This is a genomic window from Saprospiraceae bacterium (assembly GCA_016716185.1).
Taxonomy (GTDB): domain Bacteria; phylum Bacteroidota; class Bacteroidia; order Chitinophagales; family Saprospiraceae; genus Vicinibacter.
Window position 1 is genome coordinate 998,369 of sequence record JADJWV010000002.1, and the last position, 15,115, is coordinate 1,013,483.

9 protein-coding genes are annotated in these 15,115 nt (G+C 40.6%); 4 read left to right on the forward strand and 5 right to left on the reverse strand.

Annotation, left to right across the window (positions count from 1 at the left end):
- Positions 1-188 precede the first annotated feature (188 nt).
- Positions 189-845 (reverse strand): hypothetical protein, encoded by a 657-nt coding sequence (locus IPM34_05685; protein ID MBK8955032.1) that lies wholly within the window; start codon positions 843-845, stop codon positions 189-191.
- Between the two features lie 11 nt (positions 846-856).
- Positions 857-1,735 (reverse strand): hypothetical protein, encoded by an 879-nt coding sequence (locus tag IPM34_05690; protein ID MBK8955033.1) that lies wholly within the window; start codon positions 1,733-1,735, stop codon positions 857-859.
- 274 nt (positions 1,736-2,009) lie between these two features.
- Between IPM34_05690 and IPM34_05695 the strand changes: the two genes are divergently transcribed.
- From IPM34_05695 to IPM34_05710, 4 genes are all read left to right on the forward strand, one after another.
- The gene (locus tag IPM34_05695) at positions 2,010-5,528 is read left to right on the forward strand and encodes a T9SS type A sorting domain-containing protein (GenBank protein MBK8955034.1); all 3,519 of its coding nucleotides are present in this window, start codon (positions 2,010-2,012) and stop codon (positions 5,526-5,528) included.
- A gap of 28 nt (positions 5,529-5,556) precedes the next feature.
- On the forward strand, positions 5,557-6,276 hold the full coding sequence (locus tag IPM34_05700) for a DUF3667 domain-containing protein (protein MBK8955035.1): 720 nt from the start codon (positions 5,557-5,559) through the stop codon (positions 6,274-6,276).
- A 1,035-nt stretch (positions 6,277-7,311) separates the two neighbouring features.
- Positions 7,312-7,788: a transposase gene (locus tag IPM34_05705; protein MBK8955036.1), complete on the forward strand. Its 477-nt coding sequence runs from the start codon at positions 7,312-7,314 to the stop codon at positions 7,786-7,788.
- Between the two features lie 107 nt (positions 7,789-7,895).
- Positions 7,896-10,070 (forward strand): S46 family peptidase, encoded by a 2,175-nt coding sequence (locus IPM34_05710; protein MBK8955037.1) that lies wholly within the window; start codon positions 7,896-7,898, stop codon positions 10,068-10,070.
- Positions 10,071-10,773: 703 nt separating this feature from the next.
- Here IPM34_05710 and IPM34_05715 read toward each other — a convergent pair.
- Genes IPM34_05715 through accC form a run of 3 tightly spaced genes read right to left on the reverse strand, consistent with a single transcriptional unit; the run spans position 10,774 to position 15,112 of the window.
- Complete coding sequence (locus IPM34_05715; protein MBK8955038.1) at positions 10,774-11,907, reverse strand: T9SS type A sorting domain-containing protein; 1,134 nt, start codon at positions 11,905-11,907, stop codon at positions 10,774-10,776.
- Positions 11,908-11,917: 10 nt separating this feature from the next.
- On the reverse strand, positions 11,918-13,741 hold the full coding sequence (locus IPM34_05720; protein ID MBK8955039.1) for an ABC transporter ATP-binding protein: 1,824 nt from the start codon (positions 13,739-13,741) through the stop codon (positions 11,918-11,920).
- A gap of 24 nt (positions 13,742-13,765) precedes the next feature.
- A complete protein-coding gene (gene accC / locus IPM34_05725) occupies positions 13,766-15,112 on the reverse strand; it encodes an acetyl-CoA carboxylase biotin carboxylase subunit (GenBank protein ID MBK8955040.1) in 1,347 nt (448 codons plus the stop codon).
- Positions 15,113-15,115: the final 3 nt, after the last annotated feature.

Sequence of the window (15,115 nt, forward strand, 5' to 3'; positions counted from 1 at the left end):
CTACAAAACCGGCAGGGAAAATCTTTGAAAAATTCAATAAGCGATTTGAAGCAAATCCAAAAACAACTCAAACGATACCGGCGAATTTATTGTAGACCGATTTCAATCGTGCATTCCACTTCGCAATAATAGTAATTAAGAATTTGAACAAATAAGTTTCAGTCTTTAAATGGATTTTACCTTATCAATTATTCACAAATGCGCTCACCGACTCCCAAAGGTGCATATTTGCAGACTTCATATACTACGGTCACCTCCAGGTTAAACTCCAAAGTAAAATGCATTTTCAAGCCTTTGGGTGAAGGTTCACCAGTCATGATAAAAGACAGATCGTCCTGCAGATTTGTCGAAGTGACATACCTCGACATGGCTTTATTAAGTTCACTTATGGCTTTGCCATTCAGATACTCATTGAGTTTGACAGCATTGCTGAATGGTGTCGCAGGGATATCAAACAAGGGAAGTAAAACATTTCTTTCTTTCAGTAAAAGCAAATCAAAAGTACCATCACCAGAAATAACCCCCAAATTGAGGAACATCGCTGCCGCAGTGTTGTCAGCGGCTCTGCTGTAATTCACTTTTGCAGAAGTTACCTGAAGTGACTTCAAGGTGTAAGGGTCGGATGGGAGAGAAAGTGCTGACCTGATTTGCGAAGCCGTAATCTTATTGGCCAACAGAAAAATTTTATCTTCATTGACTTCATAGGTTGTTATAAACGGCAACTTCCTTGTTTCTGTAAAAATTTGATCGGCGCATGCTTCTTCTTCACCCGCTAAAAATTCCTCCAGACCGCAGCAACCTGAAAGACCCAGATATAAGGCGCATAGCATTAACTTTATTTTCATAATTTTTAATTTTAAAATTGTAAACTAATACCGGCAGCAGCCGTAACGGAACCCGAATATTGGATTGATGAATGCACATTGATAAAGGCCAACCGCAGAGCTGCAGACAACTCGACTGCCAAAGCTTGTTTATTGGTCAAATTAATTTTATTCACTTTTGTTTCTGAATTCCGCGTGTATTGATATTCGATATCGGTGCTTGCAGACTGAACGGCTCCAATCAATTGTGCCGACCAGAATTTACCTGATTTTCCAACATGCAAAGACATCAAATGCGCATTATGAGTCAAGTAAGGATCATCCTTAAATTGCTGGTAGAAGTATCCTACCGATAAATCCAAAGGAATCATTTTCAGGTAAGGATTCAGGGAGTGTCGGAAACCCAGGCCCAGCATTTTTACTTTGCCAAGATTGTCGTCTAATTCAAATGCAAAATATCTTGCAGTAAATTCAGTATTGAAAATTCCCCCAACAGTCAGTTGTGGAGTTGCCATTGGCATCCGCCTTATATTGTAGCCTCCGGGAAATACATACACGGTCCCATTGACTCCATCCACATAAACCGGTTGAATACTTCCAATGATAGTTGGAGCTGCTGCAGATTGCATGGGGTCAAAGTCAGGATCTGTCGTTGCCGTAAATGTCTTCTGAGAAGTCGAAGGATAAGCTATGGTAGCTACCATTCCAACCCTGAAATAAAGGGAAGTGTCAATGGAAGACCATTCGCGGGTTCCGGTATGTAAATTCGACGTAAATAAATCAGCCAAAGGCTGAACATATCCCGCAGAATTCGCATCGATATAAGCGTCAAAAAAATCCTCAACCTTCTGAGCGGATAAATTGATTTGTGTAATACAAACGAATAATACAATGGATGTAATGTTGCGCATGATCGCGAATTTTTGGAGGCTTAATAAGCAGCCTCGGGTTATAAAATTACTGCATTTTACAGACATGGATGATTTTTTTGAGTTTTATTAGAAAATTTTTGATTTTCCTTTGTTAAATGAAGCCTCCCATGGGGTTCTTGCAGGTCGCGAAATAATTGAGCCATCTGACTATCAATTCATAAATTTTACTCTTTATAACCTCCGATTCGCTGTAAAACGTCATTTGAATTCCAGCTGCAAAATTTTTTTGGTAATTTTGAGAAAATTTTAATACATGCTTCGGAATTTTTTGTTTGCGATGATGATACTGATTTCGTACAGTGCTTCAGCACAGGTTCGGGTATTGCAGGAATATATTGAAGAAGGTCATAATTATCACAAGATTTGTAAGAAAGCTGAAAAGCTGATCCGGAAAAATAAAATTGAAAATGAAGCTTACAGAGAAGGTGAATTCAGAAAGAAAAAATCAAAGGATTTTCTGGATGACGATAAAATGAAATTTGAGCGATGGAAATGGTATTGGAGAGACCGGGTCAACGAGGACGGTAGTTTTCCGGATTTGTTATCTCAATGGCAAGTCTACAATCAGGTTTCCAATGAGTCCCGTTCGGTCTTGTCTAGAAATATCCCGCAGTGGAAGCACGAAGGCCCTGTAAAAAACACCGGTGGCTATTGGGGCATGGGCCGCACTACGCATGTGAGTTTTCACCCGTCACAGCGAAATACGTTTTATGTAGCCTCTCCCAATGGCGGAATCTGGAAAACTCTGGATGCCGGAAAAACCTATACCTCGATTGCCGATAATTTACCTTATCAGCCTGTAGGGATCGTATTGGTTAATCCCGAAAATCCAAATATGCTGTACGCCACGCTGGGAGAAAAAGAAGGATGGTGGCAATACAGTATGGGAGTTTATAAAACCACAAACGGAGGAACCACCTGGAACCCAACTTCTTTGAATTGGAAACTATCTGATAACAAGGTAATTTTTGCTTTGCAAATGAATCCTCAGAATCCTTCCATTTTGATAGCAGCCACCAGCGATGGAATTTATAAAACTTTCAATGGTGGAAATGCTTGGGTGCGAATCCGGACTGAAAATTTCTCGGATGTGATCTTCAAACCAGGGGATACCAGTGTGGTCTATGCAGCCAGCAACGACTATTGGGGAAACTCCAATGTGTTTAAATCAACAGACGGTGGGAATACTTTTTCAAAAGTAACTGAATTTGGCTTGCAAAAAGTCTTTTTGAAATTTGCGACAACATTGGCCGATGAGGAATATCTGGGCTTGAATATGAGTGTAGATGGAGAAAAGCGATTTTATCTTTCTAAAAACAGTGCGCAGACATTTGAATTTGTTTCCAACATGCCCGAAAATCTGGTGCTGTATTTTTCCCAAAACAACAAATCGATATTGTACAGTGGGTATGTTGTGATCTATAAGTCGACCGATGGTGGTAAAAACTGGAACCAGATCACCGATTGGTGGGCCAGCGGAAGAGGTTTGCCTGAAATCCATGCTGATCATCATTTTATAGGACACTATCCAGGCAACCGGGACGAAATGTATTTTGGTTGCGATGGCGGCGTATACAGATATCGCGAAAGTACTGAGACCTGGGACGAATTGGTCAATGGACTTGCAATTACGCAATTTTATAAAATGGCCATTTCAACAACCATTCCTCCTGTATTAATAGGAGGTAGTCAGGACAATGGTGGATGGGTAAGACGAGCCAACGGTAGCTGGGGCAATACGAATGGAGGCGATGCCATGACTCAGATTCTGGATCCTACCAATCCCAACATAGGATATACCGAATATTGGGGTGGTAATGCGGTTTACAGAACAACCAATGGTTTTAATAATCTCGACGACATTACTCAAAATATTGGAGCAAGTTTACCAGGTCAATGGGTTACGCCATTTAACCTCAATCCACAAAATCCCAAAACATTCATCATTGGATATAACGAGGTTTTTGTTTCACACGATCGGGGCAATTCGTTTCGCAAAATCAGCAACAATCTCACCGGCCACATCGATAATGATTTGCGTGAAGTTAAAATAAGTCCGGTAGATACAAATTTTATTGCTGCGACCAGAGCAAATACACTTTATACTTCCAAGGATTTTGGTAAAACCTGGAAGTCTTCAAATCTGATCAGCAACCTGGATATAACCGGTATTGAATTTCATCCTAAAAACGGAAACAGGATGTGGTGCACGCGCGGAGGACTTGGAGCGATTAAAGTTATGGAATCAAATAATCAGGGAACCTCGTGGATCAATATCACTAAGAATATGGTGAATACTCCTGTTTTATGTATAGCTTATGATGAAGCAGCAAATACTTTATTTATTGGTACTGATTTTGGCTTGTTTTATTCCGACGCCGATAACATCGATTGGCAATATTACGGTGTCGGATTACCGCATACATCCGTAACCGACATTGAACTGCATCAGGGATTGCGTAAATTGTATGTGAGTACCTATGGGAGAGGATTTTACTCCATTGATCTTCCGGATTGTGCACCGGCTCAATTAAATTTATACACGCAGTTGAATCGGGGTGGATTTGAGTTAATAGATTCGTTAAAGGTATGTTCCGGATCGCATGTCGTGTTTAAAACTCAGGATTTACTAAAAGGAAATTTTAGATGGAGGGGTCCGGGATTTGACACAACCCTGATCGATCAAATTAATTTTGATGCAGGTGTATTTACTAAATTTCAACAAAATGGAAATTATATTTTGGAATATACGTCGGAAACAGGATGTAAAAGAATAGACACCGTTTACATTAGGGTTATTCCAAGACCCGCATTTAAGCCCGTTTCCAATTTCGACCATTTAGACTGTAACCATCCGGTTTTGACATTATCTCCGGGCATGAATAATGACAGTCTGACTTTTGATTTTATTTGGACAAGCCCAAATACGGATACGGTACAAAGTTATAACCTGAATGCGGATCAAGCTGGGTTCTATCGCCTCGCCGTTGTCAATAAATCTTCGAGTTGTGCCTTTCAGGATTCTATAATGATTATTAAATTTGAAGATCCAGTTTTCGATACTACACTTATATCAAACAACCTGTGTCATGGAGAAGCAAATGGTCAGATCCAGGTTTTTGTTTCAGAGGGCAGGTTGCCTTATACATACAAATGGTCCAATGGCATCGGTACTTCTTCTAATACTGCGCTGGCTGCCGGAACCTATCGACTGGAGCTGACTGATGCAAATTCCTGCAGTTTGACTGCTCAATTTGAAATTACACAGCCCGAAGCCTACCAGGTTGGGTATATGATAAAACATACGGGATCAGCGGATGGATCTATTCTGATAGATGTTCAGGGCAATACAGCACCTTATCTTTTTGAATGGTACAAAGATGGAATTTTGATTTCAACGATGAAAGATTTGTTGCTTATAACACCCGGGTTTTATAGTCTGAAAATTTTAGATGCTAACGATTGTTTGTATGAGTTGAAAGATCTTGAAGTCAAAGAACTCGTTGGGACTTCCAGTCCAACAAATTTTGATGTTGAAATTTTTCCCAATCCTGCCAAAAACCTGCTGCAAATCAAAATAAGGTCCGGTGATGTCAAGCTGAATAAAATCCAATTATTTGATTTACAAGGTAGGGAATTGCGCCTGAAACTAAAAACTGAAGAAAATACTTCGGCTACTGTGGACCTTTCGACACTCCAAACGGGAAGGTATCTACTCCGTTTTTTCGCCGGATCCCAATTAATGGAATATCACATCACAAAATCGGAATGATGGCTGGATTATAAATGGGGTAAGTCATATGGAAAAAATATGTATTCAATGTGGGGCCTTGCTTAATGGCCCCTTCTGTAGTGCATGTGGAGCCAATCAGCAGAAATCTCAAATCAAATTTGGAAATTTTTTTAATGTTCTTTTCGAGTTTGTTACTAATTGGGAGCGAAAACTATCGTCAACCATTAAAGATTTATTTAATGATCCAGGGACTGTAGTCAGGCATTTTACAGACATCAGCAAAGAAAAGTATTACCACCCAGTAAAATTTTTATTGTTTTGGGGAGGAATTAATTTTCTGGCGACCAAATGGATGCATGTTGGCTTTTTTCAAAAGGAACCCGATCCAGATCTGATCATGCAACGTGCAGTTGAATTTGTGAAAGAATATTGGAGCTTTGTATGGATGGCAACAATGCCATTTACAGCTCTTGGGCATTACATTTTATCTTTTAGAAAGGATGGCAAATTTGTACACCATTGTGTATTCGCTTCTTATCTGGTAGGCATGAATTTATTGATAAACATTCCCCTTTTTTTAATTGATAAGTTTTATCCTGATTTAAAGGATTTAAACAGCACGATACATCTTATTTGTTCATTTGCAATAATCTTTCATTTTACAAGGATGTGGCTCCTTAAGAATATTTGGTGGAGTTTATTTGTTTCAGTTTTTATTTATTTGTCTACCTATATAGGTGTTTTTATATACCTGGTGATCATATACGTTCTCTTTCATTTTATTTGAATCAGGAAAGAATTCATTTATTGGACTTAAAGAACAATGGTACGATAAATAGCTGTTGGTCCTTATTTTATTCATTCGGGATTCGGTTATGTATTTTTTAAAGTGCTTCCTCTATCATCCAATCCGACCCTTCCAGGGTCGGGCTTAGCTTTTCACATCGTGTTTCCAAAATCTGAACTCTATGAGTTCAGAATAAATAACACCTTATATCCAACTTTGTCCCGGAGGGATCAGTCACCGTTAACCTGAAAGCACCCCGGAGCCCGACCTTGGAAAGGTCAGAAAAATTACCCTAGCTGCTCCCTGATGGATCATACTCGGTAACACGGAATAAGAAAACTACAAGTAGTTTGTAGCTGAAAAAGTATCCAACCTGATCCCGGAGGGATCAAATTCGGTAAAACGGAATAAGAAAACTACAAGTAGTTTAAAGCTGGGAAAGTATCCAACCTGATCCCGGAGGGATCAGTCACCGTTAACCTGAAAGCACCCCGGAGCCCGACCTTGGAAAGGTCAGAAAAATCACCCTAGCTGCTCCCGGAAGGATCATATTCGTTAAAACGGAATAAGAAAACTACAAGTAGTTTGTAGCTGGAAAAGTATCCAACCTGATCCCGGAGGGATCAGTCACCGTTAACCTGAAAGCACCCCGGAGCCCGACCTTGGAAAGGTCAGAAAAATCACCCTAGCTGCTCCCGGAGGGATCATATTCGTTAAAACGGAATAAGAAAACTACAAGTAGTTTAAAGCTGGGAAAGTATCCAACCTGATCCCGGAGGGATCATACTCGTTAACACGGAATAAGAAAACTACAAGTAGTTTGTAGCTGGAAAAGTATCCAACCTGATCCCGGAAGGATCAGTCACCGTTAACCTGAAAGCACCCAGGAGCCCGACCTTGGAAAGGTCGGATAAACCCGAATCACCATTTAACCCAATTTAAAAAATAGAAACGCCAACTCAATAAATCAACCAGCCACCAAATATCTGAAAGCATTATCATTACTAAAAATTGGAACAGTAAGTTGACATTACCATGGCCGACTCCTATAAAAAAGTTTATCTCCACCTGATTTTCGTTGTAAAAAACAGGGAAGCACTCCTTGCACAATCCTGGAGGCAAACGCTGTTTAAATACATGGCGGCATCTCTGAAAGCACGCGGACATTTTCCGCTTGCTGTAAACGGTTACCACGACCACATCCACCTGGCATTTGATTACAATTGCCAGGAACTCATCCCTGATCTTGTACGGGAATTAAAGAAGTCATCCAACAAGTTTATAAATGAAAATAAATTTTGTAATAGCAAATTTGAATGGCAAAGCGGTTACGGATTATTTTCCGAAGACCATCGAAGTAAAAAGATGATCATCAATTATATTGAGAAACAGGAAACACATCACAGTAAAAAATGCTTTAAAGCAGAATTAATCGACTTATTCAAAAAATATCAAATTCCACACGAAGAAAAATACCTTTTTGACTTTTTGGAGGAAATAAAAATCAATTAGCAGGAAGCAACAAACGACACATTTAAATAGTAGGATATTCCCATAATTTTAACATGTCCGGAATCCATTCAAAACTTATCTTTGCAACCACTTAATCACAAATTGATATGTTAAAAAGAAATCTTGTCATAGGGCTTTTATTTATTGGCCTGAGTAATTTCGTTTATGGTGGAGAAGGCATGTGGTTGCCCTTGTTTCTCAAATCGCTTAATGAAAAGGAAATGAAATCCATGGGCATGAAGATCTCTGCAGAGGACATATATAGTGTGAACAAAGGCTCACTGAAAGATGCCATCGTGCATTTTGGTGGAGGATGTACCTCAGAAATTATTTCCAGTCAGGGTCTTCTGCTTACCAACCATCATTGCGGATATGGATATATTCAATCGCATACTACTTTAGATCAGAATTATTTGAGAGATGGTTTTTGGGCACGGAATCATCAGGAAGAATTGCGGTGTGAAGGTTTGACTGCAACCATTATCGTTAGAATTGAAGATGTGACTGCAAAAATATTGGAGGGAGTAGATCCTTCCTGGGGTGAAAATAAAAGGAGAAATAAAATCGACGAAAATACAGAACGATTAAAACCGCTCATTGAAAAACGGTCAGACCAATCCGTGTTTATCAGAGGATTTTATAACAACAATCAGTATTTTGCATTTGTAACCGACGTTTACAAAGATGTTCGTCTGGTTGGAGCACCTCCTGAGTCGATTGGAAAATTCGGGGCAGACACAGACAACTGGGTATGGCCAAGACATACGGGTGATTTTGCATTATTTAGAATTTATGCTGGAAATGACAACCGGCCTGCAGAATACTCCAGTTCAAACAAACCCTACAAGCCCAAACACTTTCTTCCGGTTTCAATTGCGGGTATTCAGGAGGGCGATTTTTCTATGGTTTTCGGATTCCCGGGAAGGACCAACCAATATCTGACCATGGAGGGAGCACGTCAACAAATAGAAGTGTTGAATCCGGTTCGTATTTCCCTGCGCGATAAAGCACTCAAAATTATGGACAAGTACATGCGGGCAGATCCACAAGTTAAAATTCAATATGCATCTAAATATGCCGGCATAGCCAATGCCTGGAAAAAATGGATCGGCGAAAATCTTGGAATGCGCGTCAGTTCGGGACTTGCTAAAAAGCAAAAAGACGATGAGAATTTTCAATCTGCTGTAGATTCAAAACCTGAATTCAAAGCATACCGCAATTTCAATGCAGATCTGGAATTCAAATACAAAAGATTGGAACCTTTTGCATATGCAAGAGAATATTATTCTGAAACGTTTTTTAGAAATGTCGATGTAGTTGCATTTTACAGAATGGTTTCCGGTTTGATAGATGTCTATGAGGGAAGGGGAGAAGAAACTTTTAATTCCCGAAAAAATGCCATAGCCAATCAAACGGATGCCTATTTTAAAAACATTAATCTTACTGTCGATAAGGAAATTTTTTCAAGTTTGCTGGAGCAGTTTCACAAAGAGATGAATCCGGCTTTTGTTTTTTCTCATTTGAAGGAAGGACTCGAAAGACATCAAAACGATTACAGAAAATTCACCGATGAGCTGTATGCTTCAAGTAAATTGATGGAAACGGCGAGCTTGCGGGAATTGATGCTTTTACCTTACAAAGAATGGATCGATCTGGTTAAAAAGGATCCGGTATGGATATTTTACAACGAAATGAAGTTTTATCTCGATAACGATATCAATAAATTATGTGGCGAATTGGAAGATGAAATTTCAGAGTTACGAAGAAAACACATGGCTGCATTGTTGCAGGTTTTTCCCGAACGCAGGTTTTATCCAGATGCCAATTCTACATTGCGCGTTACCTACGGACAAGTGGAAGGTTATCAGCCCAAGGATGGAGTGAAGTATCTAAGCCAAACTTATTTGGATGGTGTATTGGAGAAATACGTTCCTGGAGATTACGAATTTGATGTTCCCAGGAAACTCCAGCAACTCTACCGGGACAAAGATTATGGAATTTATGGCGAAAATGGAAAAATGCCTCTTGCCTTTATCGGCAGCAATCATACCACCGGTGGAAACTCAGGAAGCCCGGCAATCGATGCACACGGAAATTTGATCGGACTAAATTTTGATCGTGTTTGGGAAGGGACTATGAGTGATATTAATTACGATCGGAGTATTTGCCGCAACATCATGGTAGATGCCAGATATATACTCTTTATCATCGACAAATTCGCCGGCGCCAAATGGATTGTAGACGAAATGAAACTGGTGAAACCGAAGAAGAGGAAGAAGTAGGCAGTAGGCAGTAGGCAGTTGGCAGTAGGCAGTAGGCAGTGGGCAGTGGGCAGTTGGCAGTAGGCAGTGGGCAGTAGGCAGTAGGCAGTAGGCAGTTGGCAGTAAGCAGTTGGCAGTGGGCATTAGGCAGTAGGCAGTTGGCAGTAGGCAGTGGGCAGTCCAGAATGTCTGGATACGTTTTAGTTGTTTGTTGATAGATGTTAGTTGTTAGTTTTGGTAAGGGTTGGAAAGAGGTTGTTTAAACTAACATTAGTTAGTTTGAATTTAGAAAGCAAATTCTTCGCTTCAAGCTTTTCGCTTTAAGCTTTTTCGCTCAATTACACACCTCCCAGCCTCCCAGCCTCCAACGCATTTTGTCAGAAGCAAAATTCACAGAATTAGAGAATTTGCAGAATGAATACAAATTTTGAAACAAAACCCTTCCCAATTCAGAAAATTCTAAAATTCAGAAAATTCTGATTCAGACAGGAGGAAAGTCAGCAGTAGGCAGTTGGCAGTCAGCAGTCCAGAATGTCGGGATCAGTTTTAGTTGTTTGTTGATAGATGTTAGTTGTTAGTTTTGGTAAGGGTTGGAAAGAGGTTGTTTAAACTAACATTAGTTAGTTTGAATTTAGAAAGCAAATTCTTCGCTTCAAGCTTTTCGCTTTAAGCTTTTTCGCTCAATTACACACCTCCCAGCCTACAAGCCTCCAAGCCTCCCAGCCTACAAACCTTTCCCCTTTAAAAAAACCTCAGAACCCAATTCCTTCCCATTCGCACCATACAAACGAAGAATATAGAGTCCATCGAATAAAGTTGCGACATCGATCGTAGCCGTTTCAACAGAAAGTTTAGAAGAGCTGATGAGCCGACCTGCCATGTCGAATATTTTGTATTCTTCAAGATCTGTAAAACGGGTCTCTGAAGCAATATGAATGATATTTTGAACGGGATTCGGGTAAAATGAAATTTTTAAATCCTGCAAACGGTTATTCGTTGCGGTGTTCGTTTTATCATCCGGTTTGTAGCTGATTCCTAATATATTTCCAAGGGTATCCACATTGACTTGTGCAACGATTCCTTTGGTTTCATTGCTGATAAATGCATAAGTAGTCGTGTTGATGTTGCCAAATAAATTTCCAAATACGCTGGAAGCCAGTGCAGTTACATCTATCCATCCAAGAATGGCCACTTTCGCTTCAACATTGGTTTGACTTGTGGTTGTCCTTTTTTCGCGAAGAACATTCCAGTTTTTTACAGGCAATTTTAATTCACCCCAGGCATCTGCAATTTTATGGAATCGTTGGCTGAAAATGATCCTGAATGAATCAGGTCGGAGAGGAAGTGTATTTAAAATACTATCCGGCAATATACTGGATGGTAAAGTAACGGTATTGGATGTCACATACATGAGTTCATCCAAATAGGATTCAGGAAACTTTTGGATTACAACAGGATTCGGAAAAACATTGGCACCTCCGATTCCTGGTAAAGGTCCGCCCCCTAAAGTGGCTGTACCCAGTAATTCGATCCGGTCCTGGTAAAATTTAAAGTATTGTTCTGTAATACCCTGGATCAGCACCGCATCAGCCGTTGGGAATTGCTGTGCCAGATTGCCAACTGAGGCTGGTCTGTATACTTCAGATCTCCTGCCGGTCATTCCGAGATTCCTGAAATCCCAATCCTGGTTGGGTCCCGGATTTCCATAGGATATCCCGCTCACTGCCGAATCTATTGAGAAATAAAGTGAATCTCCTACCGCCGGCTGGACCCGGTTGGTAATAACTGTTTGACTGCTAAGGCCTAAACCCGAAAACAAAAAGATGAGGATCGGAAAATTGATAAGTCGCTTTGACATAGTGCTTGTTTTACGTTTCAAAAGATTGCAAAGATACAAACCGGCTGTATTCGCCATTTATTTTTAACAGGTCCTCGTGATTCCCTTGTTCAATGATTTTCCCATCTTTCAATACTACGATGGTGTCGGCATTTTTAATTGTCGATAACCTGTGTGCAATAATTACCGCAGTCCTGCCTTTTAATACGTCGATCATGGCTTCCTGAATCATTTTTTCAGAATTGGAATCCAGAGCCGATGTGGCTTCATCGAGTATTAAGATTTGAGGATTTCTGAGCACGGCCCGTGCAATAGTCAACCTTTGGCGTTGACCTCCAGATAGTTTTAATCCCCGGTCGCCTATCACGTAATCCAATCCATCTGCTTGTTCGTTTACGAATCCGTCTGCATGAGCGGTTTTTAAACTTTCATGAACCTGCTGATCGCTGTATTCGTCCCGACCAAAGCGTATGTTATTCCGGATGTTATCGTTAAACAAAATGGCTTCCTGGCTCACCATACCAGTCATGTTCCGCAGGTCTTTCAATTTGATATTTCTGATGTCTGTTCCATCGATCAGAATCTTTCCGTTCGTTACATCGTAAAATCTCGCAAGCAAATCGACCAGCGTAGTTTTACCCGAACCACTTGCACCCACCAACGCAAGGGTTTTGCCTTTTTCTATGACGAGATTTATGGATTTGAGGGCTTCTGCACTTTGACCTGGATAACTGAATGAAACATTTTCAAAACGGATCTCTTTTTCAAAATTCATTTTGGAAACCGAATTATCATTATCGCTGATCTGTTCTGATGATTCGAGAACTTCATAAATTCTGTCCACCGCTGCAAGCCCTTTTTGGATGTTAAAATAAGCGGTCGATAGTGCTTTGGAAGGTTCAATCACATTGAAAAAAGCATATAAGAAAGCAATGAACACAGATCCCGAAATCTGATCGGCAAAAACCAATTGTGCTCCATACCACATGAGGCAACAAACAACACTCACTCCTAGAAATTCAGATAAAGGCGATGATAAATCCCTTCGCCTGTGCATCCGGATTAATATTTTTTTATAGGATTGAAGCAATTCATCAAATCTGGTTCTCACATAATGTTCTGCAGTAAATGATTTAACGACCCTCAATCCACTCAGGCTTTCTTCCTGCACAGATATCAAATGACCCATTTTCTCTTGGGCCATTCCCGATTGTTTTTTTAGTGTTCTTGAAATTCCGCCAATCACAAGTGAAGTGAATAACATCAACAACACGACAAACATGGTCAGTTGCGGACTGGTATAAATCATGATGCCTATGCTTCCCAATATGAGTAAGGGTTCTCTAACAAGCGCTTCCAGCATTGACAAAATACTGTACTCAACTTCCTGAACGTCTGTAGTCATTCTTGAAATCAGATCCCCTTTTCGCTCGTTAGAAAAATAAGAAAGCGGCAATCGCATCCATTTATCGAATAAACTTTGGCGTAGTCCTGCAGAAATACCGGCCCTGACCGGGATCATGGTGTAAACCGCAAGATAACGGAATAAATTTTTAAAAAGAAAAAGCGAAGCCAACCCCGCGCAGATGATTAAAATTGCTTGCGACCGTTCCATGGAGTTGATCCATTCGGCAAAATGAAATTTCAAGGACTGGATCGCATCGCCAAGATTGTCGATCTGGGTCGGTTTTTCCAGAATTGGAATTTGTTTTTGAAATAACATTTCCAGCAAAGGGATAATGGCCGGTATACTGAGAATTGTAAAAAATGCAGAAAGCACATAAAACAAAAAATGCAACAAAACTCTGTAGCGAAATCCGGCTACGAGGCGCATGAGTTTAAGAAAAGCTTTCACTCGTTAGTTTTCGTGAAGAATAGCCTATTTGGGAGGCTCCAGTTTGAAAGTATTTAAAAAACCTGTATGGAAATTTCCTTCGCGGAAATCTTTGTTCTTCATTAACTGCTGATGAAATGGGATGGTGGTCTTGATTCCTTCGATGATAAATTCGTCTAACGATCTTTCCAGTTTGGTGATACATTCCTCGCGCGTTTGTGCTTTGCAAATCAATTTTGCAATCATGGAATCGTAATATGGCGGAACGGTGTATCCTGAATAAACATGGGTATCAACGCGCACACCATGTCCTTTCGAAGTGTGAAGTGAACTTATTTTGCCCGGATTTGGTCTGAAATCATTGAATGGGTCTTCAGCATTGATTCGCACTTCAATAGCATGCATGGATGGAAAATAATTTTTCCCGGTTATGGCCAGACCGGCCGCAACTTTGATTTGCTCTTTGATCAGATCGTGGTCTATGACTTCTTCTGTAACCGGATGTTCAACCTGTATGCGGGTATTCATTTCCATGAAATAAAAATTCCGGTACTTATCAACCAGAAATTCAACCGTACCCACACCCTCGTAATTGATCGACTTCCCTGCTTTGATTGCTGCCTCACCCATGGCTTCTCTGAGCTCAGATGTCATGAACGGCGAAGGGCTTTCTTCTACAAGTTTCTGATGCCTGCGCTGTATCGAACAATCTCTTTCGGATAGGTGAACCACACGGCCATGTTGATCGCCGATGATCTGAAACTCGATATGCCTCGGTTCTTCGATATATTTTTCGATGTAGATGCCGTCATTAGAGAAAGCTGCTTTCGCTTCCTGCCTGGCGATGTTCCACATGTCTTCAAACTCATCCTCCTTTTGTACGATGCGCATCCCACGTCCACCTCCACCAGCAGTAGCTTTGAGAATCACGGGATATCCGATTTCTTTGGCTAATCTCTTTCCTTGCTTAACATCTTTCAAAAGTCCGTCTGATCCGGGCACAACGGGCACCTGGGCTTTGATCATGGTATCCTTCGCCGTGATTTTATCGCCCATTTTCCGGATCTGATCGGGCGATGGACCGATAAATTTGATTCCGTATTGCGAACAGATTTCTGCGAATTCGGCATTCTCAGCCAGGAATCCATATCCCGGGTGAACTGCATCTGCATTTGTAATTTCGACCGCAGCCATGATTTTAGGGATATTCAAATACGACTGCGAAGAAGCCGGTGGCCCAATGCATACAGCTTCATCGGCAAAACGTACATGTAAACTTTCGCGATCCGCTGTGGAATATATGGCTACCGTTTTTATACCCATTTCCCTTGCGGTACGTATGATGCGTAAAGCAATTTCACCGCGATTCGCTATGAGGATTTTATTGAACATTCA

Coding starts and splice junctions, on each gene's coding strand:
- IPM34_05685 (MBK8955032.1), bottom strand. CDS start 845: ATGAAAATAAAGTTAATGCTATGCGCCTTATATCTGGGTCTTTCAGGT.
- IPM34_05690 (MBK8955033.1), bottom strand. CDS start 1,735: ATGCGCAACATTACATCCATTGTATTATTCGTTTGTATTACACAAATC.
- IPM34_05695 (MBK8955034.1), top strand. CDS start 2,010: ATGCTTCGGAATTTTTTGTTTGCGATGATGATACTGATTTCGTACAGT.
- IPM34_05700 (MBK8955035.1), top strand. CDS start 5,557: ATGGAAAAAATATGTATTCAATGTGGGGCCTTGCTTAATGGCCCCTTC.
- IPM34_05705 (MBK8955036.1), top strand. CDS start 7,312: ATGGCCGACTCCTATAAAAAAGTTTATCTCCACCTGATTTTCGTTGTA.
- accC (MBK8955040.1), bottom strand. CDS start 15,112: ATGTTCAATAAAATCCTCATAGCGAATCGCGGTGAAATTGCTTTACGC.
- IPM34_05710 (MBK8955037.1), top strand. CDS start 7,896: ATGTTAAAAAGAAATCTTGTCATAGGGCTTTTATTTATTGGCCTGAGT.
- IPM34_05715 (MBK8955038.1), bottom strand. CDS start 11,907: ATGTCAAAGCGACTTATCAATTTTCCGATCCTCATCTTTTTGTTTTCG.